Raw genomic sequence first — 24,377 nt, 5'->3', positions numbered from 1 at the left:
TACTCAATCTTCCTCAAGCACGGTCCAGAAAATATTGACCCCGCCATCATCGCGATGGGCAACGGTGACGTTGTCGTTTTCGGAAATTTCTTCCAGCAGGCGCTCCCAGAACTCAGGGTTGTCGCCTTCGAGTCGCTCAAGTACCGCCATTTTGTCTTTTTGAGCTTTTGGCGAACTGATGATTTTTTGTATACGCGTGCCGAAAATTTCGTAGGGGCTTGGAGGGGTCGGCTCTTTAGCCGCTTTTTTAGCCATGATGCGATCCTTGGTGTGCTGTATGCGCATACAGTATTTAACTGCGCTAGATTTGGCAACTGTTTGGTGCATTGGCGAGCATCTTCGACTGTTAATCAGCGCCAAAAAAAGGCCGCCTCCCACAGGGGAGGCGGCCTTTTCACGTTCAAATCGCTAGCGCTTCAAGCGTGCGACTTAGTACTCCCAGAACATCCGCTGCAGCTCTTTGCTGTCTTGGGTTTTGGTCAGTGCGACCATGGCCAGGATGCGAGCTTTCTGAGGGTTCAGGTCGTGGGCTACAACCCAATCGTTTTTGTCGTCAGGCTGCTCTGCGTTACGCAGTACGAAACCGCCGTTGTTTACGTGGGAAGAGCGAATGATTTGCACGCCATCCTTACGCAGGGCTTGTAAGGTTGGAACCACACTCGAGGCTACTGAACCGTTGCCTGTGCCAGCGTGGATGATGGCTTTGGCGCCGGATTGTGCCAACGCTTTGTAGGCGGTGTCGTCGACGTTGCCATAGGAGTAGGCGATGCCTACGTTTGGCAGGCTCTTGATGTCTTTAATGTCGAATTCGGAATCCATGGTGTGACGCTTGGCCGGCAAGCGGAACCAGTAGGATTTGCCTTCAACGACCATGCCCAGTGGGCCCCATGGGCTTTTGAATGCTTCGGTCTTGATGTTGATCATTTTGCTGACATCGCGGCCGGACTGGATCTCGTCGTTCATGGTGACCAGTACGCCTTTGCCGCGAGCTTCTTTGCTGCCGGCAACGGCAACAGCGTTGTACAGGTTGAGCATGCCGTCAGCCGACATCGCGGTGCCTGGGCGCATGGAGCCAACAACAACAATCGGTTTGTCGGTTTTTTCGACCAGCGTCAGGAAGTAAGCGGTCTCTTCCAGAGTGTCGGTGCCGTGGGTGATAACGATACCGTCGACATCCTTGCTGTCAGCCAGTTCGGCGACGCGGCGGCCCAATTGCAGCAAGTTTTCGTTGGTGATGCTCTCGGATGCAATTTGCATCACTTGTTCGCCACGTACGTTTGCCAGTTGGCTCAGCTCGGGAACACCGGCGATCAGCTTGTCGATGCCGACTTTGGCTGCGGTGTAAGTGGCGCTGTTTGCAGAGCTTGCGCCCGCACCGGCAATGGTGCCGCCTGTAGCCAGAATGATGACATTAGGTTTGGCGACAGCTTCTTGTGCCTGAACAGTCGGCAGTGCCAGCAGAAGGGCCAGTGCGCCCGGAACAATCGTTTTCAACACAGCATTTTTCATTGTTTTTTCTCTTATTAGTGAGTGTGCCGATGTACACACCGAGCACGGCGCGCGCCATCCTTAGGCCACGAGCGGTGTTAGAAAGGCATTATTTGTGCCAGAGCGAGGAGTGTTGTGTTTTGATGCTAACTAATTGATTTATAAGCATTTAATTTGTTGGTAATTTATTTTGTAATTAAATAAGACGGTTTTCCGAACAAAAGTCGATTTTGTGTTCGGAGAGTCGACTGCTGGTCGGTGAGGGGCAGGTTTTTTTCACGTTGACAAATAACAACCAGCTTTCCATAGTAAGGTTCAAGCAAACGTTTGCGCCGCTTTTTTTGAACCTGCATCTGCAGGTTCTCACCCATGACCTATTGCCAGTGACACGGTTTTTGGCAGTCAGGCGGAGCGCGAGCGGGACGTTGCTCACAATAATCATAAGATCGGAGTTACTTCCATGAAGCTGCCATTTGCTGGACGCCTCCTTGCTGTCGCCATGCTGGCTGCGGCATCCCTTACCCTCCCTGTTGCTTATGCGGATACGCCTCAAAAACCCAAAGTTGGCCTGGTGATGAAATCGTTGGCAAACGAGTTCTTTGTCACCATGCAGAAGGGCGGTGAGGACTATCAGAAAGCGCATTCGGCCAGTTTCGACCTGGTCTCCAACGGGATCAAAAATGAAACCGATACCGCAGGCCAGATCGACATCATCAATCAGATGATCATCGCCAAGGTCGATGCACTGGTGATTGCTCCCGCGGACTCCAAAGCTCTGGTTTCGGCCATCAAAAAAGCCAAGGACCGTGGCATCGTGGTAGTCAATATCGACAACCAGCTGGATCCCGAAGTGCTCAAAAGCAAAGGCATCGAAGTGCCGTTTGTAGGGCCCAACAACCGGCTGGGCGCTCGTGAAGTCGGGGAGTACCTGGCGACCAAGCTGCAGGCGGGCGACGAAGTGGGGATCATCGAGGGCGTATCGACTACCACCAATGCCCAGATGCGCACTGCAGGTTTCAAGGATGCGATGACCGCAGCCGGGATGAAAATTGTGCCGGTGCAGTCGGGCAATTGGGAAATTGACGGCGGCAACAAGGTCGCGGCGGGCATGCTCAGCGAGTACCCGAACCTCAAGGCCATCCTGGCGGGCAATGACAGCATGGCACTGGGTGCGGTGTCGGCCATTCGTGCTGCTGGCAAGGTCGGTAAGGTGCAGGTTGTAGGCTACGACAATATCGATGCGATCAAGCCGATGCTCAAGGATGGCCGAGTATTGGCCACGGCTGATCAGGCGGCAGCCCAGCAGGCAGTTTTTGGTATTGAAACCGCGCTCAAGCTGGTCAAGAAAGAGCCGGTCGAGAACCTCAAGGATGGCGTCATCGATACCCCTGTCGAACTGGTCATCAACAAGTAATCCAATTCGCTGTCGCAGGCACCTGCCCGGTTGGGCGGGTGCCCGGAGAAATGTTATGTCTGCTCCTGATGCCAGCGTGGTCCTCACGGTCAGCGGGATTGGTAAAACTTATACTCAGCAGCCGGTACTGGCAGGCATTGATCTGTCGCTGTATCGCGGCGAAGTGCTGGCTCTGACCGGCGAGAATGGCGCGGGTAAAAGCACTCTGTCGAAGATCATTGGTGGCCTGGAAGTTCCGACTCTTGGCCATATGCAGTTCAATGGTCAGGCCTACACCCCCGGCAGTCGCTCACAAGCCGAGATGCAGGGTGTGCGCATGGTCATGCAGGAACTGAACCTGTTGTCCACGCTGACGGTGGCTGAAAACCTGTTTCTGGATAATCTGCCCAGCCGCATGGGTTGGATCAGCCGTAAGCAATTGCGCAAAGCAGCCATTGAGGCCATGGCCCAGGTTGGGCTGGAGGCGATAGACCCCGACACCCTGGTCGGGGAACTGGGTATTGGTCATCAGCAAATGGTCGAGATCGCTCGCAACCTGATTGGCGACTGCCATGTGCTGATCCTTGATGAGCCCACGGCGATGCTCACCGCACGTGAAGTCGAAATGCTCTTTGTGCAAATCGAACGGTTGCAGGCACGGGGCGTGGCGATTGTTTACATCTCTCATCGCCTTGAAGAGCTGGCCCGGGTGGCGCAGCGGATTGCCGTGCTGCGTGACGGTTGTCTGGTGTGTGTCGAGCCCATTGCCGATTACAGCAGCGAGCAGTTGGTCAATCTGATGGTCGGGCGTGAGTTGGGTGATCAGCTGGATTTGGGCGAGCGCACCTTAGGGGATACTGCGCTCAAGGTCTGTGCGATCAGTCGTTCGGACAAGGTGCAAGATGTCTCTTTTGAGGTCAGAAAGGGCGAAATATTTGGCATTTCAGGGTTGATCGGGGCAGGGCGCACTGAGCTTTTGCGGTTGATTTATGGCGCTGACTTAGCCGATAGCGGCACGGTTGCAGTGGGCTCTCCGGTGCAGGTGGTCAGTATCCGTTCGCCCGCAGATGCGGTGAGGCAGGGGATCGCCCTGATTACCGAGGACCGCAAGGGCGAGGGGTTACTGTTGACCCAGTCGATCAGTGCCAATATCGGCCTGGGCAATATGCACCGGATCTCCCGAACGGGTGTGGTCAATGGCCAGCAGGAAGCCGCACTGGCTCAGCGCCAAATAGACGCAATGGGCATCCGCAGCACCGGCCCCGAGCAAGTGGTATCGCAACTCTCCGGCGGCAACCAGCAGAAGGTGGTGATCGGTCGTTGGCTGGAGCGCGACTGTACGGTCCTGCTGTTCGATGAACCCACTCGCGGTATCGACATTGGCGCCAAGTTCGATATTTACCGGCTGCTGGGCGAGTTGACGCGCCAGGGCAAGGCGCTGGTTGTGGTGTCGAGTGATCTTCGCGAGTTGATGTTGATCTGTGACCGGATCGGCGTGCTGTCTGCGGGGCGTCTGATCGATACCTTTGAACGTGACAGCTGGAGCCAGGAACAATTGCTGGCAGCCGCTTTTGCCGGTTATCAAAAACGAGATGCGTTGCTCGCAGAAGCCGCGCCAAAGGAAGCCTCATGAAAGCCACCCTCGTGCCGCGAAAAAATGCACACAACTATTACGGAATGGGCACCTATCTGGGGTTGGCGGGCGCTTTGCTGGCCATGATTGTCCTGTTCTCCAGCCTGAGTGACCATTTTTTCTCTTATGACACGTTAAGCACCCTGGCCAATCAGATCCCGGATTTAATGGTGCTGTCTGTCGGCATGACCTTTGTACTGATTATCGGTGGTATCGATCTGTCGGTTGGCTCGGTGCTGGCCCTGGCGGCATCTGCGGTCAGCGTGGCGATCCTTGGATGGGGCTGGAGCGTTTTGCCCGCAGCGCTGCTGGGCATGGGCTGTGCAGCTCTCGCCGGGACAATTACAGGCTCGATCACGGTGGCCTGGAAAATCCCCTCGTTTATTGTGTCGCTGGGTGTTCTGGAAATGGCCCGGGGTGCGGCCTACCAAATGACCGGTTCGCGTACGGCCTATATCGGCGACGCTTTCGCCTGGCTTTCGAACCCGATTGCCTTCGGTATTTCGCCTTCTTTTATCATCGCATTGCTGATTATTGTGGTGGCTCAGGCCGTACTGACACGCACGGTGTTTGGCCGTTATCTGATCGGGATTGGTACCAACGAGGAAGCCGTACGCTTGGCCGGTATTAATCCAAAGCCTTACAAGGTTTTGGTTTTCAGCATGATGGGCTTGCTGGCCGGGGTGGCTGCGTTGTTCCAGATATCTCGTCTGGAAGCGGCGGACCCTAATGCCGGTTCGGGTCTTGAGTTGCAGGTTATTGCAGCCGTGGTGATTGGCGGCACGAGTCTGATGGGTGGGCGCGGTTCGGTGATCAGTACCTTTTTCGGGGTGCTGATTATTTCGGTATTGGCTGCCGGGTTGGCTCAAATCGGCGCAACCGAGCCTACCAAGCGTATTATTACCGGTGCTGTCATTGTGATAGCAGTGGTATTGGACACTTACCGCAGTCAACGTGCACAGCGACGGAATTAAGCGATGGCAACTATTAAAGATGTCGCGGCAATGGCAGGCATTTCGTATACGACGGTTTCTCATGTTTTGAACAAAACCCGTCCCGTCAGCGAGCCGGTCCGCTTGAAAGTTGAGGAAGCCATTGCGCATCTCCAGTATGTACCCAGCGCTGTAGCGCGCTCCCTTAAAGCAAAAACGACAGCGACTATCGGTCTGTTGGTGGCCAATAGTCTGAACCCATACTTTGCCGAGTTGGCCCGAGGCATCGAGGACTACTGCGAACGCAACAATTACTGCGTGATCCTGTGCAACTGCGACGACGATCCTGACAAGCAGCGCAACTACCTGCGAGTACTGCTGGAAAAACGGGTCGACGGGCTGGTTGTTGCTTCCGCAGGGGGCGACCTGGGGATGGCGAGCGGGCTGGTCGGGGTTCGAACGCCGATGGTGATTGTCGACCGCAGCCTTGAAGGTGTTGATGCTGATTTGGTGCGAATCGATCACGAGTTGGGCGCTTATCTGGCCACGCGTCATTTGCTCGACCTGGGCCATCGTGCCATCGCCTGTATTGGTGGGCCGGCTATTACCCGTGTTGCGCAGCAGCGTACTGCCGGGTATCTGCGGGCCTTGGCAGAGGCGGGTATTTCGGCCCCAGAGCACTGGATGGTCGAAAGTGATTTCAGCAGTGTTGGTGGCTATCAGGCCGCTGTCGGTCTGCTGGAGAGCAACCCGCCCTCGGCCATTTTTGCCTGCAACGACATGATGGGCATCGGCGTATTGCGAGCCGCTGCCGAGCGCAATATCCGGGTGCCGGAGCAATTGTCGGTTATCGGTTTTGATGATGTGCAGATGAGCCGTTATGTCTATCCATCGCTGACCACTGTCGGGCAGTCGATTCTGCAATTGGGTGAAATGGCCGCACAGTTATTGTTGCGCCGTATTGCATCGCCCGAGCGGGCTGTGGAGCAGAAAATCGTCAGCCCTGGGATTGTGCTGCGCGAATCCACCAGAGCTTATGTTGAGACGCCGCTTAAGTACCCCCAAAAAATCAATGGATGAGTGTCGATAGATGCAAGCAAATGTAGTGGTGATTGGCAGTCTGAACATGGACCTGGTCACGCGAACCGAGAGACTGCCGCATCCGGGAGAAACCGTGTTTGGGCAGTCCTTTGCCACGGTGCACGGAGGCAAGGGGGCCAATCAGGCAGTAGCGGCATCGCGCTTGGGCGCCCGGGTAGCCATGCTCGGGTGTGTCGGTAGTGACGCTTATGGCACGCAACTGCGCGAAGGGCTGCTGGCTGACCAGATCGATTGTCAGGCGGTGCGTACCGTGTCCGGTAGTGCAAGTGGTGTGGCGCTGATTACGGTCGATGCCAAGAGCCAGAACACCATCGTGGTCGTTGCGGGTGCCAATGGCTGCCTTGAACCGCAGGACATCAAGACCTTTGATCAGGTTTTGCAAGGCGCGCAAGTGCTTGTTTGCCAGCTTGAAGTGCCGATGGAAACTGTAGGTTGTGTGCTCGCTCGCGGGCGTGAGCTGGGTAAAGTTGTGATTCTCAACCCCGCGCCTGTGAGTGGCCCGCTGCCAGGGCACTGGTACGCCACCATTGATTATTTGATTCCGAATGAGAGCGAGGCGTGGGCACTCAGCGGGGTGACGGTTGACTCGCTTGAGTCGGCAGAGCTGGCGGCTCGTCGGCTCGTCGGGTTCGGGGCGGGCAAGGTGATTGTGACACTGGGCGCGCTGGGCGCTCTGTTTGTCAGCGCGCAGCGTGTTGCGCACTTTGCTGCGCCCAAGGTTGAAGCTGTGGATGCCACTGCGGCGGGAGACACCTTTGTGGGAGGCTTCTCGGCCGGGCTGGCGGCTGGCATGGATGAAGACGATGCAATCCGCTTTGCCCAGGTTGCGGCGGCGCTGTCGGTCACCCGTGCAGGTGCCCAGCCTTCCATTCCACTGTTGCGTGATGTCCAGGGTTTTGCCAAGTCATGAAAAAAACACCTTTGCTTAATATCGCCCTGTCGCGGCTTGTCGCTTCGTTGGGGCATGGCGACATAGTGGTGATCGCGGATGCTGGTTTGCCAGTGCCCAAGGGGGTTGAACTGATTGATCTGGCTCTGACCCAAGGCGTTCCTGATGTCGCCAGTACTTTGCGTGCGTTGCTCAGCGAGATGCAGGTGCAAAGCCATGTGCTGGCCCATGAACTGCTGCTAGCGCCTTGCCCGGCACTGACATGCATTGAACAACATGCCAGTAACGATGAGTTGGGTTCGAGGCTCTTGCTCACCCACAGCGCCTTCAAAGAGCTGTGCCAACAAGCAAGAGTGATTGTTCGTACCGGGGAGTGTCGCCCCTACTGCAACATTGCCCTGGTCTCGGGTGTAACCTTTTAGATAAAAATACAGGGAGTTGTTTATGTTGCGTTTTAACCGGTTTTTTAAACCATTGATCAGGAGTGTCCTGCTTTTGTCCGCTATCACGATTTCAAGTGTTCAGGCTGCAGACAAAATTGATTTGATTATCGACACGGACCCCGGTGCGGATGATGTTGTCGCGCTACTGATGGCGCTGGCTTCGCCAGAGCAATTGAATGTGCGGGCGATTACCACCGTGGCGGGTAATGTGCGGTTGGACAAGACCTCGCGCAATGCTCGGCTGGCGCGGGAGTGGGCAGGGCGTGAAGACGTTCCGGTCTATGCCGGGGCGCCCAAGCCGTTGGTACGCTCTCCTATCTACGCCGAGAACATTCACGGTCAGGAAGGTGTGACAGGTGTACCTGTGCATGAGCCTGCGAAAGGGCTTGAGCCTGAAAATGCGGTTAACTACTTGATCGATACATTGCGGGCGGCCAAGCCTGGCAGCGTGACCATTGCCATGCTCGGGCCACAGACCAACCTGGCCCTGGCGTTGATTCAGGCACCCGATATTACTAAGGGGATCAAGGAAGTCGTACTCATGGGAGGCGCTCACTTCAACGGGGGGAATATTACCCCGGTCGCCGAGTTCAACCTTTATGCAGACCCGCATGCAGCCGATGTGGTGCTCAAAAGCGGCGTCAAGCTGACGTATGTGCCGCTCGATGTAACGCACAAGATTTTGACCAGTGAAGCGCGTTTGAAACAGATCGCTGCATTGGGCAACACGGCCGGCAAACTGGTTGGCGATATCCTCAATGAATACGTCAAAGGTGATATGGAACACTACGGGTTGCCAGGCGGGCCCGTGCACGATGCCAGCGTTATCGCCTACCTGCTAAGCCCGGAGTTGTTTACCGGGCGTGAAGTGAACCTGGTAGTGGATACGCGCGAAGGGCCAACCTTTGGCCAGACAATCCCGGATTGGTACAACACCTTGAATCAGCCAAAAAATGCCTTCTGGGTCGAAGACGGGGACGCACAAGGCTTTTTTGATTTGCTGACGGCACGGCTGGGCCGGTTGAAGTGATCTAAGCGCGCGCAGGTTCAGGTCAGTTTCGCGAGTTCACCCTGTTTGTACTTTTCGAAAACCTGACTGACAAAAGCTCGGGCTGCATCTGTCCCGAGCTCTTTGACTAAAAGGTCGATGCCGATGATGGCCAGCTCTTCAGGGCTGCCTGGGCTGTAGGAACACTGGCCTTGAGGCCACTTGGCCTTGATATCTGCGTCGATGCTGACTGTTGTCATGGGGTGCTCATGAGGGGGCGTGAAAAACGATTTTAGCAAAAAGCCACCCTTAAGCTATCAGGAGACCAAAGTTTTCCTGTCTCAACTTTGACATCAGGTCTGTGGTGCATGCCACACTTGCGCTTTTCAAGAGCGGTGCAGGCCATGCAAATTGATTTAAACGACCCTGAGGGCCTGACCCTTGCTGCGGTGCGCCAGTTGCTGGCTTCGGCGGGTGACGATGAACACACTCAGCTGCGCGTGAGCAAGGCGGGTATTGCTTACATTTCATCTGGCGTAGTGGGCGGTGTAGATACCGACGGGCTGCTTTTCAGGTTGGAAACCTGGGCGGCTGGATCTGGCTATGTCGGAAAAGTCGCGGCTAGCGATGAGGTATGGGTGATGCAGATTTTCAACGCCCTTAAAGACAACTGGCCTAACCCGCCATTTGACTACATTGATGTGTACTGATTTCGTACACATATTTGGCAATGATTAGATGCGTGCGGTAACAGTCCGCGTGTGCAAAATCGTGCATGCGCAGGCCAATCAAGTGGGTGCAGTCAGGCGCCATGCAACCTATTTGCGAAAAAGCTGTCGCAAGGGTTCAGACTATTTATCTTAAGGAGGCTTCATGTCTTGGAAGCTAGTGTCATTGGGCTCGTTGTTGGCAGTCGTAGCACTGTCAGGGTGCAGCACCCAGAATTCAGTTAAAGAACCCGTCGCTGATGCAGGGCATAGCCGTTGCGATGCTAAATCAGCAGAGTTTGTGATCGGTAAAAAGGCTTCGTCCGAGCTTCTGGAGCAGGCCCGCGTAAAGGCCGGTGCGCAAAACGCGCGGATCTTGTCGCCGCACGACGTAATGACGCTTGAGTACCGTTCGGATCGTTTGAATCTCAATGCGGATGACGATGCAATCATTACCCGGGTTAACTGCGGCTAACGTACGGCTGACGATGCATCAGGCATAAAAAACCCCGTCACATGGACGGGGTTTTTTTGTTCGAGGGAGATTTACTCCGGACGAACCTGAGCAGCTTGCATACCCTTTTGGCCTTTCTCAGCCACGAAGGAAACGGTTTGGCCTTCTTTCAGGCTTTTGAAACCGTCGCTTTCGATAGCTTTGAAGTGTACGAACAGGTCGTCACCGCCACCTTGAGGAGTGATGAAGCCGAAGCCTTTTTCATCGTTGAACCATTTTACGGTGCCGGTTTGGCGATTAGACATGGTGTATCTCCAAGAAACTTATATTTTCAGTAGTACTGTGCTGCTCAGGCCAACTGGGCACACCGAGCTATCATAGTCGAAATGTGCGCTTTGGGAGCCCCCCCGAGCTGCAGATTGCTGCAATGTTAGCTTTTGTCTGCCGCTTAAAACCTTCGAAACCCCCGTATTACGGGGGTTTGATGGCCAAAAAGACTTGGAAAAAAAGCAGTCACGAATATATATTTTTTAAGCAAAAAGGATTTTTAGGCCGCTTTTGCTCTGAACAAGACCCAAATTGGCCCTGAAAGCAGGGTCTATTTTGTTGCCCGGCAGGTCTGTATTGCATCCAGAGCCTTGGTACGAAGCTCGGCGCTCGGCTGAGTCGTCTTGCTCATCAACTGCTTGATCTCAGCAGTCGAGAACTTTTCAGAGAGCTTGTCCGCGCCGCATGCGCAATGCTGCTGGGCTGTTTTGGCATCGACGTTTTGGCTTGCCGCTGCGACGCAGTCTTTCATGTAATCTTTTTTGGCCCCGGCTGGCCAGTTGTCGGCCTGGGCACTCAGGGGCAGCAGCATTGCCAAAGGTGCTGCGAGGGCGAGGAGGCGGATCATGCGCATAAGATGCTCCTTGTAAGTATTAAAACCGAGTGTGTATCACTGAGTATCTGAAAGGTTAGTGCAGCTCAAGTTCACCATGCTTGTAAGAATGTTTCCTTTATTTTGGATGCAGGGCAGGGTCTACAACAGAGAGCGGACATCTGTGCTAGCATGCCGCCCTTGGCTGTTTTGTGCTTTTGTGTACTCCCTGAGTCGCAATGCCGGGCCATTAACCTTATTGATTTGAACTCCAGTCACTCTGGTTCGGTTCTCGTTTGGCCGCAAGGCTCCTGCCACTGTGAGGCAGGCATACTCCCGAATCGCGTACTGGCTCATCCCAACCCACGTGACCTTTGGTAGGGGTCACCACTAGGAGAGGAGGCGCCATGCCAACTATTACTCTTCCCGACGGCAGTCAACGCTCTTTCGATCATCCTGTATCTGTTGCTGAGGTAGCCGCTTCAATTGGCGCGGGCCTGGCAAAAGCCACCGTGGCCGGCAAGGTCAACGGCAAGCTGGTTGATGCCTGTGACCTGATTGAAAACGACGCCACTTTGCAAATCATCACGCCAAAGGATGAAGAGGGGCTGGAGATCATTCGTCACTCTTGCGCCCACTTGGTCGGTCATGCGGTGAAGCAACTGTTTCCGACGGCCAAAATGGTGATCGGCCCGGTGATCGATGAAGGCTTTTATTACGATATCGCCTATGAGCGTCCGTTTACTCCGGATGACATGGCCGCTATCGAAGCGCGCATGCAGCAACTGATCGAAAAAGATTACGACGTCATCAAAAAAGTCACTCCGCGTGCCGAAGTGATTGATCTGTTTTCCGCTCGTGGCGAAGACTACAAGCTGCGTTTGATCGAAGACATGCCGAACGAACAGGCCATGGGTTTGTACTTCCATGAAGAGTACGTCGACATGTGCCGCGGGCCTCACGTCCCGAATACGCGCTTCCTGAAGTCGTTCAAGCTGACCAAGTTGTCGGGCGCCTACTGGCGTGGCGATGCCAAGAATGAGCAGTTGCAGCGTATTTACGGCACTGCCTGGGCTGACAAAAAGCAGCTCGCGGCTTACGTTCTGCGTATCGAAGAAGCCGAGAAGCGCGATCACCGTAAAATCGGTAAGCGTCTTGGCCTGTTTCATACTCAGGAAGAAGCACCGGGCATGGTGTTTTGGCACCCGAATGGTTGGACGCTTTACCAGGTACTTGAGCAGTACATGCGCAAAGTACAGCGCGATAACGGCTATCTGGAGATCAAGACTCCTCAGGTAGTGGATCGCAGCCTGTGGGAAAAGTCCGGGCACTGGGCCAACTACGCCGAAAACATGTTCACTACCCAGTCGGAAAGCCGCGATTACGCGATCAAGCCGATGAACTGCCCTTGCCACGTGCAAGTGTTTAATCAGGGTCTGAAAAGCTACCGTGAGTTGCCGCTGCGTCTGGCGGAGTTCGGTGCTTGCCATCGTAATGAGCCGTCGGGTGCCTTGCACGGCATCATGCGTGTGCGTGGCTTTACTCAGGACGATGCCCACATCTTCTGTACTGAAGAACAGATGCAAGCCGAGTCGGCAGCTTTCATCAAGCTGACCCTGGATGTGTACGCTGACTTCGGGTTCAAGGACATCGAGCTCAAGCTGTCAACGCGTCCTGAAAAGCGCGTGGGGTCTGATGATCTGTGGGATCGTGCTGAAAGTGCATTGGCCTCGGCCCTTGATAGTGCGGGTCTGCCCTACGACTTGCAGCCGGGTGAAGGCGCCTTTTACGGACCCAAGATTGAATTTTCTCTGAAAGATTGTCTGGGTCGTGTCTGGCAATGTGGTACCCTGCAGCTCGATTTCAACCTGCCTATCCGTCTTGGCGCAGAATATGTGTCCGAAGACAACAGCCGCAAGCACCCGGTTATGCTGCACCGTGCGATCCTTGGATCGTTCGAACGCTTTATCGGTATTTTGATCGAGCATTACGAAGGTGCGTTCCCTGCGTGGCTGGCGCCAACCCAGGCAGTGATCATGAATATCACTGATAAACAGGCAGATTTTGCTGCTGAAGTTGAAAAAACTCTCAATCAGAGCGGATTTCGTGCCAAGTCTGACTTGAGAAATGAAAAGATCGGCTTTAAAATCCGCGAGCATACTTTGCTCAAGGTTCCTTATCTCTTGGTTATCGGAGATCGGGAAGTCGAGATGCAGACTGTCGCTGTGCGTACACGTGAAGGTGCTGACCTGGGCTCGATGCCCGTCGCGCAATTCGCTGAATTCCTCGCACAAGCGGTTTCCCGGCGTGGTCGCCATGATTCGGAGTAATTATTATTAAGCGTGAAATGAGACAAGATAAACGAGCTGCACCGAAAGCCCCGATCAACGAGAATATCTCTGCACGCGAGGTTCGGTTAATTGGGGCTGAAGGCGAGCAGCTTGGGATTGTGTCAATTGAAGACGCGCTTCTTAAAGCTGAAGAGGCCAAACTGGATTTGGTGGAAATTTCCGCTGATGCAGTACCCCCAGTTTGTAAGCTGATGGACTACGGCAAATCTATCTTCGAGAAGAAGAAACAGGTTGCCGCTGCAAAGAAAAACCAGAAACAGATCCAGGTTAAAGAAATCAAGTTTCGTCCAGGGACGGAGGAAGGGGATTACCAGGTAAAACTGCGCAACCTGGTACGTTTCCTGAGTGATGGGGACAGGGCCAAGGTATCGTTACGATTCCGCGGCCGTGAGATGGCCCACCAGGAGCTGGGTATGGAACTGTTGAAGCGGGTTGAAGGTGACCTGCTTGAGTACGGGACCGTCGAACAGCATCCTAAGATGGAAGGACGCCAACTGATTATGGTCATCGCCCCGAAAAAGAAGAAGTAATCACTAGGGCACGGCAGGCCTTTTGATTATGTTTATCAACTGAATGCGGAGTACCGAACATGCCAAAGATGAAAACTAAAAGTGGTGCTGCCAAGCGGTTTCTGAAAACTGCTAACGGCATCAAGCACAAGCACGCTTTCAAGAGCCACATCCTGACCAAAATGTCGACTAAGCGTAAGCGTCAATTGCGCGGTAGCAGCTTGCTGCATCCGTCTGACGTGGCAAAAGTGAAGCGCATGCTGCGCCTTTGCTAATTTCGGTCAAGAATAGAGGAAGTAACTCATGGCTCGTGTAAAGCGTGGCGTTGTCGCCCGTAAACGTCACAAAAAAATTCTGAAACTGGCTAAAGGCTACTACGGCGCACGCTCACGCGTATTCCGTGTTGCCAAGCAAGCGGTAATCAAGGCAGGCCAATACGCCTACCGTGACCGTCGTCAGAAAAAACGTCAGTTCCGCGCTCTGTGGATCGCTCGTATCAACGCTGGTGCACGTATTAACGGTCTGTCCTACAGCCGTTTCATCGCCGGCCTGAAAAAAGCTTCCATCGAGATCGACCGTAAGGTTCTGTCTGATCTGGCAGTGAACGAAAAAGCGGCGTTTGCTGCGATTGTCGAGAAAGCTAAAGCCACTCTGGCTTAAGTACCCCCGACAGTCACCTGGGCTTGCCTGTGTAAGCCCGGGTGCTAAACGTCTTAAATAGGGGAAGAGCCTTCAAGCTCTTCCCCTATTTTGTATCTGGAGTCTGTACATGGAAAACCTGGATGCGCTGGTCTCTCAAGCACTAGAGGCTGTGCAAAGCGCTGAAGATATCAATGCCCTGGAGCAAATCCGGGTTCAATACCTTGGCAAAAAAGGTGAATTGACTCAGGTGATGAAGACCCTGGGCAATCTGCCGGCCGAAGAGCGTCCGCAGGTCGGTGCTCTGATAAACGTTGCCAAGGAGCGTGTCACAGAGGTTCTCAATGCGCGCAAGGCGTTGTTTGAAGAGGCTGATCTGGCCGCCAAACTGTCCGCCGAGTCCATTGATGTAACCCTGCCTGGCCGTGGCCAGACCTCAGGCGGCCTGCATCCGGTTACCCGGACTCTGGAACGTATCGAGCAGTTCTTCACCCATATAGGCTACGGCATCGCCGAAGGTCCTGAGGTCGAAGACGACTATCACAACTTTGAAGCACTCAACATCCCAGGCCATCACCCGGCCCGGTCGATGCATGACACCTTCTATTTCAATGCAAACATGTTGCTGCGCACCCATACCTCGCCGGTACAGGTCCGCACCATGGAATCGAAACAGCCGCCGATCCGCATCGTCTGCCCAGGCCGTGTGTATCGTAGCGACTCCGATATCACCCACTCGCCGATGTTCCACCAGGTCGAAGGCCTGTTGGTCGATCGCGATATCAATTTCGCCGACCTGAAAGGGACGATCGAAGAATTCCTGCGGGTGTTCTTCGAAAAAGAACTGGCTGTGCGCTTCCGTCCTTCGTACTTCCCGTTCACTGAGCCTTCGGCTGAAGTGGATATGGAATGCGTGATGTGCAGCGGCAAAGGCTGCCGTGTCTGCAAGCAGACAGGCTGGCTGGAAGTCATGGGCTGCGGCATGGTTCATCCGAACGTACTGCGCATGTCCGGGATCGATCCAGAAGAGTTTTCGGGCTTTGCCTTCGGCATGGGCGTTGAGCGTCTGGCCATGCTGCGTTACGGCGTGAACGACTTGCGTCTGTTCTTCGACAACGACTTGCGGTTCCTCGCGCAATTTCGCTAGTCGTAACGAATTCTTAGGAGAGCAGGATGAAATTCAGTGAACAATGGCTGCGTGGTTGGGTTAACCCGCAGGTAGGTCGCGACGAGCTGGTTGCTCGTCTGTCGATGGCCGGTCTTGAGGTCGACAGCGTTACGCCGGCCGCCGGTGTATTCAGTGGCGTGGTCGTGGGCGAGGTGCTGAGCACCGAGCAGCACCCCGATGCCGACAAGCTTCGTGTTTGCCAGGTCAGCAATGGCTCGCAGACTTTTCAGGTAGTTTGTGGTGCGCCTAACGTGCGCCCAGGCCTGAAAATTCCGTTCGCCATGATCGGTGCCGAGCTGCCAGGCGACTTCAAAATCAAGAAAGCCAAGCTGCGTGGCGTCGAATCCAACGGCATGCTGTGCTCGCAAGCAGAGCTGCAAGTGGGCGAAGGTAATGACGGCCTGATGGAGCTGCCGGCCGATGCGCCGGTTGGTGAAGATATCCGTGTTTACCTGAACCTTGAAGATGCCAGCATCGAAGTAGACCTGACCCCGAACCGTGGTGATTGTCTGTCGCTGGCTGGTCTGGCGCGTGAAGTTGGCGCGTTGTACGCGGCACAAGTGACCCGTCCTGTTGTGGCCGTTGTACCGGCAGCGCATGACGAAGTTCGCTCTGTCGAAGTGCTGGCTCCTGCAGCTTGCCCACGCTATTTGGGCCGAGTTATCCGCAATGTCGACCTGTCCCGGCCGACTCCGCTGTGGATGGTTGAGCGTCTGCGTCGCGCCGACGTGCGCAGCATTGATGCGGCTGTAGACATCACCAACTATGTGATGTTGGAGCTGGGCCAGCCGTTGCACGCGTTTGACCTTGCCGAAATCAATGGCGGCATCCGCGTTCGCATGGCCGAAGAGGGCGAGAAGCTGGTATTGCTCGACGGTCAGGAAGTTGCCCTGCGTAGCGATACGCTGGTGATTGCAGACCATACCCGCGCCTTGGCAATTGCAGGGGTAATGGGTGGCGAGCACAGCGGCGTAACCGCCAAGACTCGCGATTTATTCCTTGAAAGCGCTTTCTTTGATCAGATTGCTGTCGCTGGTAAAGCCCGTTCCTACGGTCTGCACACCGACGCATCGCACCGCTACGAGCGTGGCGTAGACTGGAAGCTGGCCCGTGAAGCCATGGAGCGCGCCACTGGCCTGCTGCTTGAAATCACTGGCGGCGAAGCCGGCCCGATTATCGAAACCGTAAACGAACAATACCTGCCGTCGATTGCGCCGATCACCTTGCGTGCCGCGCGTATCAGCCAGATGCTGGGTATGGAAATGGACTCGGCCGAAATTGAGCGCCTGCTCAGCGCACTGGGCCTGACCATTACCGCTGAAGGGGCAGGGCAATGGCGCGTAGAAGTGCCAAGCCATCGTTTCGATATCAGCCTTGAAGTTGATCTGATCGAAGAGTTGGCACGTCTGTACGGTTACAACCGTTTACCGGTTCGTTACCCTCAGGCCCGACTGGCACCGCAAGCCAAGGCTGAAGCACGTAGCGACCTGCCTGAGTTGCGCCGTCTGCTGGTAGCGCGTGGTTATCAGGAAGCAATTACATACAGCTTCATCGACCCGAAACAGTTCGAACTGTTCAGCCCGGGTGTTGAGCCGCTGTTGCTGGCCAATCCGATCTCCAATGATATGGCCGCCATGCGTGCCTCGTTGTGGCCGGGCCTGGTCAAGTCATTGCAACACAACCTGAATCGTCAGCAAGATCGCGTTCGTTTGTTTGAAAGCGGTCTGCGTTTTGTCGGTCAGTTGGAAGGTCTCAAACAAGAGCCGATGCTGGCGGGTGTGGTTTGCGGCAGTCGCCTGCCTGAGGGCTGGGCCCAGGGGCGCGATGTCGTTGACTTCTTCGACGTCAAGGCTGATGTAGAAGCCGTGTTGGGTTTTGCGGGTGCTCTGGATGCATTCACTTTTGTGCCGGGTACTCACCCTGCGCTGCACCCGGGTCAGACCGCACGTATTGAGCGTGATGGCCGAGAAGTCGGCTATGTAGGTGCAATCCATCCTGAACTGTCGAAAAATCTGGGTCTCGACCGACCAGTGTTCGTCTTCGAGCTGGTCTTGGCCGAAGTGGCACTAGGTAAAATGCCTAAATTCCATGAGTTATCGCGCTTTCCTGAAGTACGTCGTGACTTGGCGTTGTTGGCCGACCGTGACGTTGCAGCCAGTGCTGTGCTGGATGTAATTCGTGAAAATGCAGGCGAGTGGCTCACGGACCTAAGGTTATTTGACGTTTACCAGGGTAAAGGTATTGATCCGCATAGAAAAAGCCTTGCAGTCGGCTTGACCTGGCAGCATCCATCGCGCACTCTTAATGACGATGAGGTGAATACCACTACGCAAAATATCCTCACCTCGCTCGAAACAAGGTTGAACGCCACGTTAAGGAAGTGACGTATGGGGGCTCTGACGAAAGCTGAAATGGCGGAACGTCTTTATGAAGAGTTGGGCCTGAATAAACGCGAAGCCAAAGAATTGGTGGAATTGTTTTTCGAAGAAATCAGGCACGCTCTTGAAGACAACGAGCAAGTCAAATTGTCAGGTTTTGGCAATTTTGATCTGCGTGACAAGCGACAGCGGCCTGGCCGCAATCCGAAAACGGGAGAAGAAATCCCGATCACGGCTCGCCGTGTAGTCACTTTTCGTCCAGGGCAGAAGTTGAAGGCCCGAGTAGAGGCTTATGCTGGAACCAAGTCATAACGACGAGCTCCCGCCGATCCCAGGCAAACGCTACTTCGCCATTGGCGAAGTCAGCGAGCTGTGTGGGGTAAAACCACACGTGCTGCGCTATTGGGAGCAAGAGTTTCCTCAACTCAACCCCGTGAAGCGTCGCGGAAATCGCCGGTATTATCAGCGCCAGGATGTGCTGATGATCCGGCAAATTCGTGCGCTGCTCTATGATCAAGGGTTCACCATTGGCGGCGCGCGCTTGCGGCTTTCCGGTGATGAAGCCAAAGATGACACCACGCAGTACAAACAATTGATCCGCCAAACAATCTCCGAATTGGAAGATGTTTTGCTGGTTCTCAAGAAATAACAAAGGCTTTCAAAATACTTTCGTATTTCAAGAGCTTAAGGTATATTTCTCGACGTTCTATCAAGTTGTAACGCCTAGTCGGGGCGTAGCGCAGTCCGGTAGCGCACTAGCATGGGGTGCTAGGGGTCGAGTGTTCGAATCACTCCGTCCCGACCATATTCTGTAAGGGGATCAAGTACTTAGGTGCTTGATCCCCTTTCTCGTTTCTGGCCTGCGCAAAACTGGCGCAAAATGCGCGCAAAACTATCCGGTGATTTCACTGATATTCAGGTCCGGAATCGCATCCGACCAGATCACATCGGCGTGGTCTTTCTGGTAGTTCTTGGTCATGGTTTCGCTGGCATGCCCCGCAATGGCCTGGCCGTCTTTACCGGCCCTTTTGTACAGGTGCAGCGACAACGCGCGCACTTCGTGAAAGCCCGGCATTTCCTCTTCTTTCCATTCCGCATAACAGCCAGCAAGTTCCCGCGCCTCTTTAAAAGAGCGCGTTAGAAAGCGATCCTCAACCTTCGTCCAGTGTTCTTTAGTCTGCGCCTGCTTCTGCAGCAGTCGTTGCGGCTTGCGATGAATCAGGAAAGGGGAGGCTATGTTGTCCTGGCAGCGGGTTATGACGGTCTGCAGTTCGTCAGTCACCTTGAAACGAATCCACGCTGTATCACTGGCCTTGGCTGTCTTCTTTTGTACCAGGTACAGGAAGCCATCCCGAACGCCATCAAAGCGCATATCCAGAATGTCGGACCGCCGCTGAGCAGTGATCAGTGCCAAGTCGATGGCGTTGCGCAGCCAAGGTGGGGCCACCTCCCTGATTGCCTTCAGGCCTTCCACGGTATGGCGTTTGCGTTGCTTCTTCTCGATACGGTTTATGGTGCTCGATGCCGGGTTGTCCGGGCATAAACCCTTGGACGCTGCGTGATTGAAAATATCTACCAGTAGAGCGCGGCTTTGATTGGCGCTCCTTGGGGTCAGTGTGTCCAGCAACTCGGCAACCATACGAATGGTTATTTGATCGACGGCTTTGCCCTCAAAATGCTTTCGGAAGCGTCTGAAGTGAACGGCATACAGTTCGAGCGTGCCCTTGGCCAGTTCGCGGGGAGGTAAGATCTCGGCTTCGTATTTATCCAGAAAGCCCGCAAAGGACCCTGATGGATTACCCATGACAGAGCGAACCAGATCGGCGCCTTGCATAAAGGCCAGGTTGAGCTGTTTTGCGGCATCAATGGCCCTGATCCGATCGGTACCGAATTGGAACCACTTACCGTCGCTGGGGCGACGGTAGCGGTATGTCGAACGGCGTGGATCAAAGTACAGGTTCTGCGGCAGGTGCTTGTTCGCACTATTGCGTGGCCGTGGAGCCATCAGGCAACTCCTCTTAGCACCATAGCGACCAGATCGTTGCCGTCAGCTATGTTCAGAGCGTTCCAGTCCACATACCAGAGCGAGCCTATCTGCTCGCCCGGCAGCTTTCCGTTGCGGATGTAATTACGGATGGCTTGCGAGCAGAGCGGTGTCCCGTTCTCACCCCAGCGGCGGCGTTGGTATTCGCTAATCTTTATGAGTTCTTTGCGCGTCATTGGGGGCATGTATGACTCCGTGCTATCACCCTGTAGCGGATGCTTGTTCGGACAATCGCCTTGCGAACGAAGTAAGTTAGGGCTAAAAAACCAACCACCATTCCAGTTGCAATAATGCTTATGTCTTGTGCGTGCATGTGCTGTGTATCTCGTAGTCCCCGCCTCCTGGATCACTGGTGAGAGGCTGGAAGCGGGGTATTGCGGTTATTTACAGCGTGGCTTCGTACAACGGAACTTCGTTAATGGCGGCTTGGATTTTGTCGCGCACTGCGTTGTAGGCTTCTTCAAGCACTTTGTCCGGGCGTACCAGCTCGAACCACATCATCAGGCGGCCGTCTTGGATGCGATAACGGAAGCGTGCCGGAACGCAGAACGCATCGCCGCCAAGAAAGGGTTTCACACCAATGAAGAACTGTTCAGGTATGCGCAACTGTCCAGCTTCGCCTGCACGGCCGTCGATCTCTTCGTTATAGGTCAGTTGCACTTGGCCATTGTCGAGACGGGTGCCCTGGCGGAAGCTGATATTTTTCTTGGCTTCGAGGGTGCGACTGATTTCCAGCATGTCAGCTGGACCTGGAGCGTTTTGTTCGTTGGCAGGCTGAGTGATGTCCCACACGTTTTCTTCAATGAACTCAGCAAAGGTCGTTTGGTCCATGCGCTTGCGGTCGTTTTCCTTCCAGCGGCCCCACTCAACAGTGGTCGGGCACCGATAGATCGCAACGTGTTCGCGCCATGCAGGACTTTCTGGCTGGTGGTAATCGATAACCGCTGAGAAGGTTCGGCCTTCTGGACCGTTACAGAAAACAGCAGTGGCAGAAGTAGCGAAGCGATTCACGTATTCAATGAACGATTCCGCATCCAGAACGGTTAGCTTTTGCTTGGTGCGGGTGGGGGCAGGCAGCAGATGCTCCAGGTTCTCGAGCGATACACCGTGAGGTACCAGCGCAATCGGCGCTGCCAGTCCTGGGTGGTCGAGGGGCTTGCCAAGGGCTTGGGCCAGAGTGAACAGCTGTTGTAGGGCTTGTTGCATTGGATGTGCTCCAGTGGGTAGTACAAGTGGTGAGAGGTGTTTACTGGCTGACTTGTCGCAGTACTTCTGGCTTGTCATCGTTCACCGTCCGAAGCGGCAGATCCTGCTGGCGTGGGTCGCGACGGGTGAGATTGCCTTCGGGGGTCAAGAAGAACAAAGACGTGCCACGCGAAAGGGCCGGTTCTTTGGCTTTTACGTCCGCTTTGATAGTCATCTGGCCGCTGCCGTCAGGCTTGTAGGCGAGCTTGATCGTCAGCTCGCCCCCTTTGCCTGTTAAGCGAATGGCGTCGATCAAGCTATGCTGGGTTTCGCTGAGTTCATCCAGCAGGCCGCCGGCTTCGATGTCGCGCAGGGTGTCAATAAATGGACGTGACTTGCTCATGTGCTGTTCCTCATTAAGTTTGGGTTATTCCCCTTGTGCGGCAGGGGCTGCCGTTGAATCAGGCTGCTTGCTTTGCCGTTTGTGCGTCTAGGTAAGCGGCCAAGTCATGCAGATAAACAACTGCTGTGCCTTTGTTCCCTGCACCGCCCAAACGGGTGACTTTTAGTTCGATTCGCCCAGCGCTGATTCGGCGCAGTAGATAGCGATCGCTAGATATGTGTGCGAAGTAGCGCTCGCGCACTGCCTTCAGGCTTGGGCAAGGTGTGGTGAACTCCTTGCGCAGTTGATCGAGTGTGTTGCTCACGCTAAATCCTCCCCGCACCCCTCCAGTGGGGGCAGCAACTTGAGACGAATTAACTCGGCCAGTCCTTCTTTGGTTTTCCCTATCGCCGCGGCACAAATGTGCCCCTCGCTGTCTGCAATTACAGCTCCATATGGGTATTCAGGGCTGCGGGTAGGGGTGACGTAAGCGGTCTGCCCGTCGCTGATTACGGCATTTACGCAACGAAACACCTCGATCAGCTCAGCAGATGACGCGGGAAGTGCCTCAAGCAGAGCAACAGCCTCTGCTGATGCCCCAATCATCGTGGCGCGACTGACGATGGTCGGGTTATTGACGAATATCGGGACCAGTTTCAAGGCGCCGATCGCTTGCGTGATGGCGTTCTGTTTCATGCTGCGGCGTCCTTTTTAGCAGAGGTCACGGTGATGCCTAGTTGCTTGCTCAACCAGCTCACGCCGGGCTCTTTCACCATCACTACCGCGTAATAGCTGAAGGTGTTGATGTTCACGTTCCAGCGACTGCGTGTGTCTACATACAGATAACCCTGGTCTCGGTGCTTGCTGGCCAGTTCACCGTTCTGAGTCAAAATTCCAAGCTCACGTAAGCGACTGCGGAAGGCGCGTGGTTTCAAGCCAAGTAGGGCGGCAGTAGCATCCAGGGTGCGGTTCATGTGGCTGCTCCTTAAGCCGCTGCGCGAGCGCAAAGGGCATTGAAGATCTCGTCCAGTTGGCCGGTCATCTGCTCAATCGTTTCGTCGTTGTGCACCACGAAATCGTTGTCGTGTATGGCTATGCCGGTTTCGCTGATATGTGGGTTCACATCGGGTGCGCTTTCGCGTAGCAAATGGATGACCAGGCCGCCTTTCTCTCGAACGAAAGCCGCTTCGTTTTCAAAACGAAGATCGCTAATCACAAAGCCGGAGGCTGCCGAATTGGTTTGCTCGAGGAATCCAAGATTTTGCTCGGCCAGAAGCAGCCACAGTTCTGGGTGCACCTGATTACGGCCCCACTCGGTGCCCATCGACTGCATCAGTTCGCGTGCGGAGCGGCCTAGCCAGGCGATTGGCTGTTCTTTGTGCTCGTCATCAAAGTCACGTTGGGTAAGGTTGAAGATGGTTGTCAGTCCTTCACGCAGCGGGTCTGCGAATGCGTAGGTCTGGAGGTTGTGCGTGCTAGCCAAGTATTTAGCTGCAGTTGTTTTGCCCGCGCGAGCGCGGCCTGCCAATCCAATAAGTAACTTTTTCATGCCGCAGTACCTCCGAATGAGGAGGTGGTTTGAGCGGGTTGAGCGACCAGCGCGATTCGCTCTGGAGTGGTGATGATGACCAGAAGCCCTGTGCGACGTTGAATGGCTTCAATTGAGGCGCGACTGGTGCAGGCTGTTGGATGTAGATAGATCCGGCAGCGGGCAACGCTGTGCTGTGTCATATGCATGGCTCGTACTCTTGGTGAGAGGTTTCGAGCCAAAGACTACAATCTAATTTGTAATATGGTCAACAGGCTAATTTGTATTATTTGCTTTTAACAAAAAAAAGCCCGAATTAACGGGCTTTTTTGTAGTTTGAATTTTTATCTCAGTACTGAATACCAGAAGACACGACCTAATACGACGATCTCCTCGTTACGAATCTTCTCCGGAGGGTACTCCTCGTCCGGATACTCGTCGCGATTGAAGCTGCGCATCCTGATGCCGCCTGCAGGTAGCCGATACAGCATCTTCACTCGCAAATGGTCGTTATGCCTTAAGGCATAAATATCCCCATCCTTGATGTCTTTCCTTCCTTGATCGACCCCTACAGTGCTGCCGTTAGGGAGTACGGGCTCCATGCTGTGTCCTGAGACGGTCACGCAAATTGCGTTTTCAGGATCAATGCCCTGTCGCCTTAAGGTCATCTTTCCGAATCGCAGTTTCGAGCGGGAGTGGTGCTGAACTGCTGTGCAGCCCGAACCTGCAGACAGCTCTATTTCCTTGAGCAAAGGGATTTCTACCTCGTCATCATCCAGCGGGGTTTCGTCGTCCCACACTTCAATCGGACCAAGCATTACTGCGTCTGCAGTAACAGGATTGGGCGCTGTCTGTGTGGCTGGGCTTGTGCCGGCAACTTCATCCATAGATAGCCCAAGTACCTGAGCTATCTGGAGTGCAAATCGTGTGTTTTGAGTATTACCGGCTTCAAACGCAGCATAGGTTTGCTGGCTGAAGGTTTCATCAGGACCAAGGAGTTCGCGGACCCGGTCAGCAAGGGCTACCTGGCTTAATTTCAGGGCCTTCCTGCGGGTCTTGAACAGTGAGGCTACAGGCGAGGGTGAGCGCGTTGGTTTATTCATGCTCTGAGGATACAAACCCTTTTGTATTGGTTCCAACACGTTAATTTGTTGCGATAATACAAATTAACATGTATTTTCCGTTTGTACTTTTCGCTTTGAGGTCTTCATGAACCCAGCAACAGAGATGCGCGAGGCACTAGTGGACGCTGTGGACTCAGCCAAAGGGCAGGTCGCGTTTGCATCAGCCATGTCGACTTCTGAGC

At 54.5% G+C, this 24,377-nt stretch carries 31 protein-coding genes and 1 tRNA gene; 18 read left to right on the top strand and 14 right to left on the bottom strand.

Going from position 1 to position 24,377, the window contains the following annotated elements; all coding sequences use genetic code 11:
* Positions 1-3 precede the first annotated feature (3 nt).
* On the bottom strand, positions 4-255 hold the full coding sequence (locus N7D90_RS15280; protein ID WP_248098305.1) for a DUF1654 domain-containing protein: 252 nt from the start codon (positions 253-255) through the stop codon (positions 4-6).
* Between the two features lie 174 nt (positions 256-429).
* Positions 430-1,509 (bottom strand): asparaginase, encoded by a 1,080-nt coding sequence (locus N7D90_RS15275; RefSeq protein ID WP_261738795.1) that lies wholly within the window; start codon positions 1,507-1,509, stop codon positions 430-432.
* 439 nt (positions 1,510-1,948) lie between these two features.
* Here N7D90_RS15275 and N7D90_RS15270 point away from each other — a divergent pair, with 439 nt between their 5' ends.
* Genes N7D90_RS15270 through N7D90_RS15240 form a run of 7 tightly spaced genes read left to right on the top strand, consistent with a single transcriptional unit; the run spans position 1,949 to position 8,909 of the window.
* Positions 1,949-2,902 carry a sugar ABC transporter substrate-binding protein gene (locus N7D90_RS15270; RefSeq protein WP_261738794.1) on the top strand — a complete coding sequence of 318 codons (954 nt, stop codon included), beginning with the start codon at positions 1,949-1,951 and terminating at the stop codon, positions 2,900-2,902.
* Between the two features lie 55 nt (positions 2,903-2,957).
* On the top strand, positions 2,958-4,514 hold the full coding sequence (locus N7D90_RS15265) for a sugar ABC transporter ATP-binding protein (RefSeq protein ID WP_261738793.1): 1,557 nt from the start codon (positions 2,958-2,960) through the stop codon (positions 4,512-4,514).
* Complete coding sequence (locus N7D90_RS15260) at positions 4,511-5,488, top strand: ABC transporter permease (RefSeq protein WP_261738792.1); 978 nt, start codon at positions 4,511-4,513, stop codon at positions 5,486-5,488. Before N7D90_RS15265 ends, N7D90_RS15260 begins: the two co-directional genes overlap by 4 nt.
* Before the next feature lie 3 nt (positions 5,489-5,491).
* Positions 5,492-6,526, top strand: a complete 1,035-nt coding sequence (locus N7D90_RS15255) for a LacI family DNA-binding transcriptional regulator (protein ID WP_261738791.1) — start codon at positions 5,492-5,494, stop codon at positions 6,524-6,526.
* Positions 6,527-6,536: 10 nt separating this feature from the next.
* Complete coding sequence (rbsK, locus tag N7D90_RS15250) at positions 6,537-7,457, top strand: ribokinase (RefSeq protein WP_261738790.1); 921 nt, start codon at positions 6,537-6,539, stop codon at positions 7,455-7,457.
* Positions 7,454-7,858: a D-ribose pyranase gene (gene rbsD, locus N7D90_RS15245; protein ID WP_261738789.1), complete on the top strand. Its 405-nt coding sequence runs from the start codon at positions 7,454-7,456 to the stop codon at positions 7,856-7,858. The genes rbsK and rbsD overlap by 4 nt, the downstream gene beginning before the upstream one ends.
* A 22-nt stretch (positions 7,859-7,880) precedes the next feature.
* On the top strand, positions 7,881-8,909 hold the full coding sequence (locus tag N7D90_RS15240) for a nucleoside hydrolase (protein WP_261738788.1): 1,029 nt from the start codon (positions 7,881-7,883) through the stop codon (positions 8,907-8,909).
* Positions 8,910-8,926: 17 nt separating this feature from the next.
* Here N7D90_RS15240 and N7D90_RS15235 read toward each other — a convergent pair whose 3' ends face one another.
* A complete protein-coding gene (locus N7D90_RS15235; RefSeq protein ID WP_261738787.1) occupies positions 8,927-9,127 on the bottom strand; it encodes a hypothetical protein in 201 nt (66 codons plus the stop codon).
* Between the two features lie 144 nt (positions 9,128-9,271).
* Between N7D90_RS15235 and N7D90_RS15230 the strand changes: the two genes are divergently transcribed.
* Together N7D90_RS15230 and N7D90_RS15225 are read left to right on the top strand one after the other, a co-directional pair.
* Positions 9,272-9,577, top strand: a complete 306-nt coding sequence (locus tag N7D90_RS15230) for a hypothetical protein (protein ID WP_261738786.1) — start codon at positions 9,272-9,274, stop codon at positions 9,575-9,577.
* A 163-nt stretch (positions 9,578-9,740) separates the two neighbouring features.
* On the top strand, positions 9,741-10,049 hold the full coding sequence (locus tag N7D90_RS15225; RefSeq protein ID WP_261738785.1) for an I78 family peptidase inhibitor: 309 nt from the start codon (positions 9,741-9,743) through the stop codon (positions 10,047-10,049).
* 71 nt (positions 10,050-10,120) lie between these two features.
* Here the strand turns inward: N7D90_RS15225 and N7D90_RS15220 are convergent, their stop codons facing one another.
* Together N7D90_RS15220 and N7D90_RS15215 are read right to left on the bottom strand one after the other, a co-directional pair.
* Positions 10,121-10,333, bottom strand: a complete 213-nt coding sequence (locus tag N7D90_RS15220) for a cold-shock protein (protein ID WP_003179963.1) — start codon at positions 10,331-10,333, stop codon at positions 10,121-10,123.
* A gap of 293 nt (positions 10,334-10,626) precedes the next feature.
* Positions 10,627-10,929 (bottom strand): hypothetical protein, encoded by a 303-nt coding sequence (locus N7D90_RS15215; protein ID WP_261738784.1) that lies wholly within the window; start codon positions 10,927-10,929, stop codon positions 10,627-10,629.
* Between the two features lie 365 nt (positions 10,930-11,294).
* Here N7D90_RS15215 and thrS point away from each other — a divergent pair, with 365 nt between their 5' ends.
* From thrS to N7D90_RS15170, 9 genes are all read left to right on the top strand, one after another.
* Positions 11,295-13,217 carry a threonine--tRNA ligase gene (gene thrS, locus N7D90_RS15210; protein WP_261738783.1) on the top strand — a complete coding sequence of 641 codons (1,923 nt, stop codon included), beginning with the start codon at positions 11,295-11,297 and terminating at the stop codon, positions 13,215-13,217.
* A complete protein-coding gene (infC, locus tag N7D90_RS15205) occupies positions 13,217-13,768 on the top strand; it encodes a translation initiation factor IF-3 (RefSeq protein WP_171970586.1) in 552 nt (183 codons plus the stop codon). The genes thrS and infC overlap by 1 nt, the downstream gene beginning before the upstream one ends.
* A gap of 59 nt (positions 13,769-13,827) precedes the next feature.
* Complete coding sequence (rpmI, locus tag N7D90_RS15200; RefSeq protein WP_003442181.1) at positions 13,828-14,022, top strand: 50S ribosomal protein L35; 195 nt, start codon at positions 13,828-13,830, stop codon at positions 14,020-14,022.
* Between the two features lie 28 nt (positions 14,023-14,050).
* Positions 14,051-14,407, top strand: a complete 357-nt coding sequence (gene rplT / locus N7D90_RS15195) for a 50S ribosomal protein L20 (protein ID WP_003442184.1) — start codon at positions 14,051-14,053, stop codon at positions 14,405-14,407.
* A gap of 109 nt (positions 14,408-14,516) precedes the next feature.
* Positions 14,517-15,533, top strand: a complete 1,017-nt coding sequence (pheS, locus tag N7D90_RS15190; RefSeq protein WP_048383162.1) for a phenylalanine--tRNA ligase subunit alpha — start codon at positions 14,517-14,519, stop codon at positions 15,531-15,533.
* Positions 15,534-15,559: 26 nt separating this feature from the next.
* A complete protein-coding gene (pheT, locus tag N7D90_RS15185; RefSeq protein ID WP_261738782.1) occupies positions 15,560-17,938 on the top strand; it encodes a phenylalanine--tRNA ligase subunit beta in 2,379 nt (792 codons plus the stop codon).
* Between the two features lie 3 nt (positions 17,939-17,941).
* The gene (gene ihfA / locus N7D90_RS15180) at positions 17,942-18,244 is read left to right on the top strand and encodes an integration host factor subunit alpha (RefSeq protein WP_002553164.1); all 303 of its coding nucleotides are present in this window, start codon (positions 17,942-17,944) and stop codon (positions 18,242-18,244) included.
* A complete protein-coding gene (locus N7D90_RS15175) occupies positions 18,225-18,581 on the top strand; it encodes a MerR family transcriptional regulator (protein ID WP_095001969.1) in 357 nt (118 codons plus the stop codon). Before ihfA ends, N7D90_RS15175 begins: the two co-directional genes overlap by 20 nt.
* 79 nt (positions 18,582-18,660) lie before the next feature.
* Positions 18,661-18,737, top strand: a tRNA-Pro gene (locus N7D90_RS15170).
* Positions 18,738-18,824: 87 nt separating this feature from the next.
* Here the strand turns inward: N7D90_RS15170 and N7D90_RS15165 are convergent.
* The 9 genes from N7D90_RS15165 to N7D90_RS15125 form a co-directional block, all read right to left on the bottom strand.
* On the bottom strand, positions 18,825-19,937 hold the full coding sequence (locus tag N7D90_RS15165; RefSeq protein ID WP_261738781.1) for a phage integrase Arm DNA-binding domain-containing protein: 1,113 nt from the start codon (positions 19,935-19,937) through the stop codon (positions 18,825-18,827).
* Positions 19,937-20,161, bottom strand: coding sequence for a hypothetical protein (locus tag N7D90_RS15160; RefSeq protein ID WP_261738780.1), 225 nt, complete (start codon positions 20,159-20,161; stop codon positions 19,937-19,939). Before N7D90_RS15160 ends, N7D90_RS15165 begins: the two co-directional genes overlap by 1 nt.
* A gap of 199 nt (positions 20,162-20,360) precedes the next feature.
* A complete protein-coding gene (locus tag N7D90_RS15155) occupies positions 20,361-21,182 on the bottom strand; it encodes a YfdQ family protein (protein WP_261738779.1) in 822 nt (273 codons plus the stop codon).
* A gap of 40 nt (positions 21,183-21,222) precedes the next feature.
* On the bottom strand, positions 21,223-21,564 hold the full coding sequence (locus N7D90_RS15150) for a hypothetical protein (protein ID WP_261738778.1): 342 nt from the start codon (positions 21,562-21,564) through the stop codon (positions 21,223-21,225).
* Positions 21,565-21,622: 58 nt separating this feature from the next.
* The gene (locus N7D90_RS15145; protein WP_261738777.1) at positions 21,623-21,868 is read right to left on the bottom strand and encodes a pyocin activator PrtN family protein; all 246 of its coding nucleotides are present in this window, start codon (positions 21,866-21,868) and stop codon (positions 21,623-21,625) included.
* A complete protein-coding gene (locus N7D90_RS15140; protein ID WP_261738776.1) occupies positions 21,865-22,239 on the bottom strand; it encodes a hypothetical protein in 375 nt (124 codons plus the stop codon). The genes N7D90_RS15145 and N7D90_RS15140 overlap by 4 nt, the downstream gene beginning before the upstream one ends.
* A complete protein-coding gene (locus N7D90_RS15135) occupies positions 22,236-22,478 on the bottom strand; it encodes a hypothetical protein (RefSeq protein WP_410012309.1) in 243 nt (80 codons plus the stop codon). Before N7D90_RS15135 ends, N7D90_RS15140 begins: the two co-directional genes overlap by 4 nt.
* 50 nt (positions 22,479-22,528) lie before the next feature.
* Complete coding sequence (locus tag N7D90_RS15130; RefSeq protein WP_261738774.1) at positions 22,529-23,092, bottom strand: deoxynucleotide monophosphate kinase; 564 nt, start codon at positions 23,090-23,092, stop codon at positions 22,529-22,531.
* 323 nt (positions 23,093-23,415) lie between these two features.
* Positions 23,416-24,174, bottom strand: a complete 759-nt coding sequence (locus N7D90_RS15125) for a S24 family peptidase (protein WP_169907975.1) — start codon at positions 24,172-24,174, stop codon at positions 23,416-23,418.
* Positions 24,175-24,377 lie beyond the last annotated feature (203 nt).

The sequence above is a fragment of the Pseudomonas fragi genome (genome assembly GCF_025426255.1).
Lineage (GTDB): Bacteria > Pseudomonadota > Gammaproteobacteria > Pseudomonadales > Pseudomonadaceae > Aquipseudomonas > Aquipseudomonas kulmbachensis.
Note: the sequence above shows the minus strand (reverse complement) of the source record. Positions and strands in the feature narration are given on the sequence as shown.

Excerpts from the sequence above, each read along its gene's own strand:
- N7D90_RS15260 (WP_261738792.1), top strand. The coding sequence starts at position 4,511 with ATGAAAGCCACCCTCGTGCCGCGAAAAAATGCACACAACTATTACGGA.
- N7D90_RS15130 (WP_261738774.1), bottom strand. The coding sequence starts at position 23,092 with ATGAAAAAGTTACTTATTGGATTGGCAGGCCGCGCTCGCGCGGGCAAA.
- N7D90_RS15280 (WP_248098305.1), bottom strand. The coding sequence starts at position 255 with ATGGCTAAAAAAGCGGCTAAAGAGCCGACCCCTCCAAGCCCCTACGAA.
- N7D90_RS15275 (WP_261738795.1), bottom strand. The coding sequence starts at position 1,509 with ATGAAAAATGCTGTGTTGAAAACGATTGTTCCGGGCGCACTGGCCCTT.
- N7D90_RS15270 (WP_261738794.1), top strand. The coding sequence starts at position 1,949 with ATGAAGCTGCCATTTGCTGGACGCCTCCTTGCTGTCGCCATGCTGGCT.
- N7D90_RS15225 (WP_261738785.1), top strand. The coding sequence starts at position 9,741 with ATGTCTTGGAAGCTAGTGTCATTGGGCTCGTTGTTGGCAGTCGTAGCA.
- N7D90_RS15140 (WP_261738776.1), bottom strand. The coding sequence starts at position 22,239 with ATGAAACAGAACGCCATCACGCAAGCGATCGGCGCCTTGAAACTGGTC.
- N7D90_RS15215 (WP_261738784.1), bottom strand. The coding sequence starts at position 10,929 with ATGCGCATGATCCGCCTCCTCGCCCTCGCAGCACCTTTGGCAATGCTG.
- N7D90_RS15265 (WP_261738793.1), top strand. The coding sequence starts at position 2,958 with ATGTCTGCTCCTGATGCCAGCGTGGTCCTCACGGTCAGCGGGATTGGT.
- thrS (WP_261738783.1), top strand. The coding sequence starts at position 11,295 with ATGCCAACTATTACTCTTCCCGACGGCAGTCAACGCTCTTTCGATCAT.
- rpmI (WP_003442181.1), top strand. The coding sequence starts at position 13,828 with ATGCCAAAGATGAAAACTAAAAGTGGTGCTGCCAAGCGGTTTCTGAAA.
- N7D90_RS15230 (WP_261738786.1), top strand. The coding sequence starts at position 9,272 with ATGCAAATTGATTTAAACGACCCTGAGGGCCTGACCCTTGCTGCGGTG.
- rbsK (WP_261738790.1), top strand. The coding sequence starts at position 6,537 with ATGCAAGCAAATGTAGTGGTGATTGGCAGTCTGAACATGGACCTGGTC.
- rbsD (WP_261738789.1), top strand. The coding sequence starts at position 7,454 with ATGAAAAAAACACCTTTGCTTAATATCGCCCTGTCGCGGCTTGTCGCT.
- N7D90_RS15150 (WP_261738778.1), bottom strand. The coding sequence starts at position 21,564 with ATGAGCAAGTCACGTCCATTTATTGACACCCTGCGCGACATCGAAGCC.
- rplT (WP_003442184.1), top strand. The coding sequence starts at position 14,051 with ATGGCTCGTGTAAAGCGTGGCGTTGTCGCCCGTAAACGTCACAAAAAA.
- N7D90_RS15220 (WP_003179963.1), bottom strand. The coding sequence starts at position 10,333 with ATGTCTAATCGCCAAACCGGCACCGTAAAATGGTTCAACGATGAAAAA.
- N7D90_RS15125 (WP_169907975.1), bottom strand. The coding sequence starts at position 24,174 with ATGAATAAACCAACGCGCTCACCCTCGCCTGTAGCCTCACTGTTCAAG.
- N7D90_RS15240 (WP_261738788.1), top strand. The coding sequence starts at position 7,881 with ATGTTGCGTTTTAACCGGTTTTTTAAACCATTGATCAGGAGTGTCCTG.
- pheT (WP_261738782.1), top strand. The coding sequence starts at position 15,560 with ATGAAATTCAGTGAACAATGGCTGCGTGGTTGGGTTAACCCGCAGGTA.
- ihfA (WP_002553164.1), top strand. The coding sequence starts at position 17,942 with ATGGGGGCTCTGACGAAAGCTGAAATGGCGGAACGTCTTTATGAAGAG.
- pheS (WP_048383162.1), top strand. The coding sequence starts at position 14,517 with ATGGAAAACCTGGATGCGCTGGTCTCTCAAGCACTAGAGGCTGTGCAA.
- N7D90_RS15155 (WP_261738779.1), bottom strand. The coding sequence starts at position 21,182 with ATGCAACAAGCCCTACAACAGCTGTTCACTCTGGCCCAAGCCCTTGGC.
- N7D90_RS15175 (WP_095001969.1), top strand. The coding sequence starts at position 18,225 with ATGCTGGAACCAAGTCATAACGACGAGCTCCCGCCGATCCCAGGCAAA.
- N7D90_RS15255 (WP_261738791.1), top strand. The coding sequence starts at position 5,492 with ATGGCAACTATTAAAGATGTCGCGGCAATGGCAGGCATTTCGTATACG.
- N7D90_RS15160 (WP_261738780.1), bottom strand. The coding sequence starts at position 20,161 with ATGCCCCCAATGACGCGCAAAGAACTCATAAAGATTAGCGAATACCAA.
- N7D90_RS15165 (WP_261738781.1), bottom strand. The coding sequence starts at position 19,937 with ATGGCTCCACGGCCACGCAATAGTGCGAACAAGCACCTGCCGCAGAAC.
- N7D90_RS15235 (WP_261738787.1), bottom strand. The coding sequence starts at position 9,127 with ATGACAACAGTCAGCATCGACGCAGATATCAAGGCCAAGTGGCCTCAA.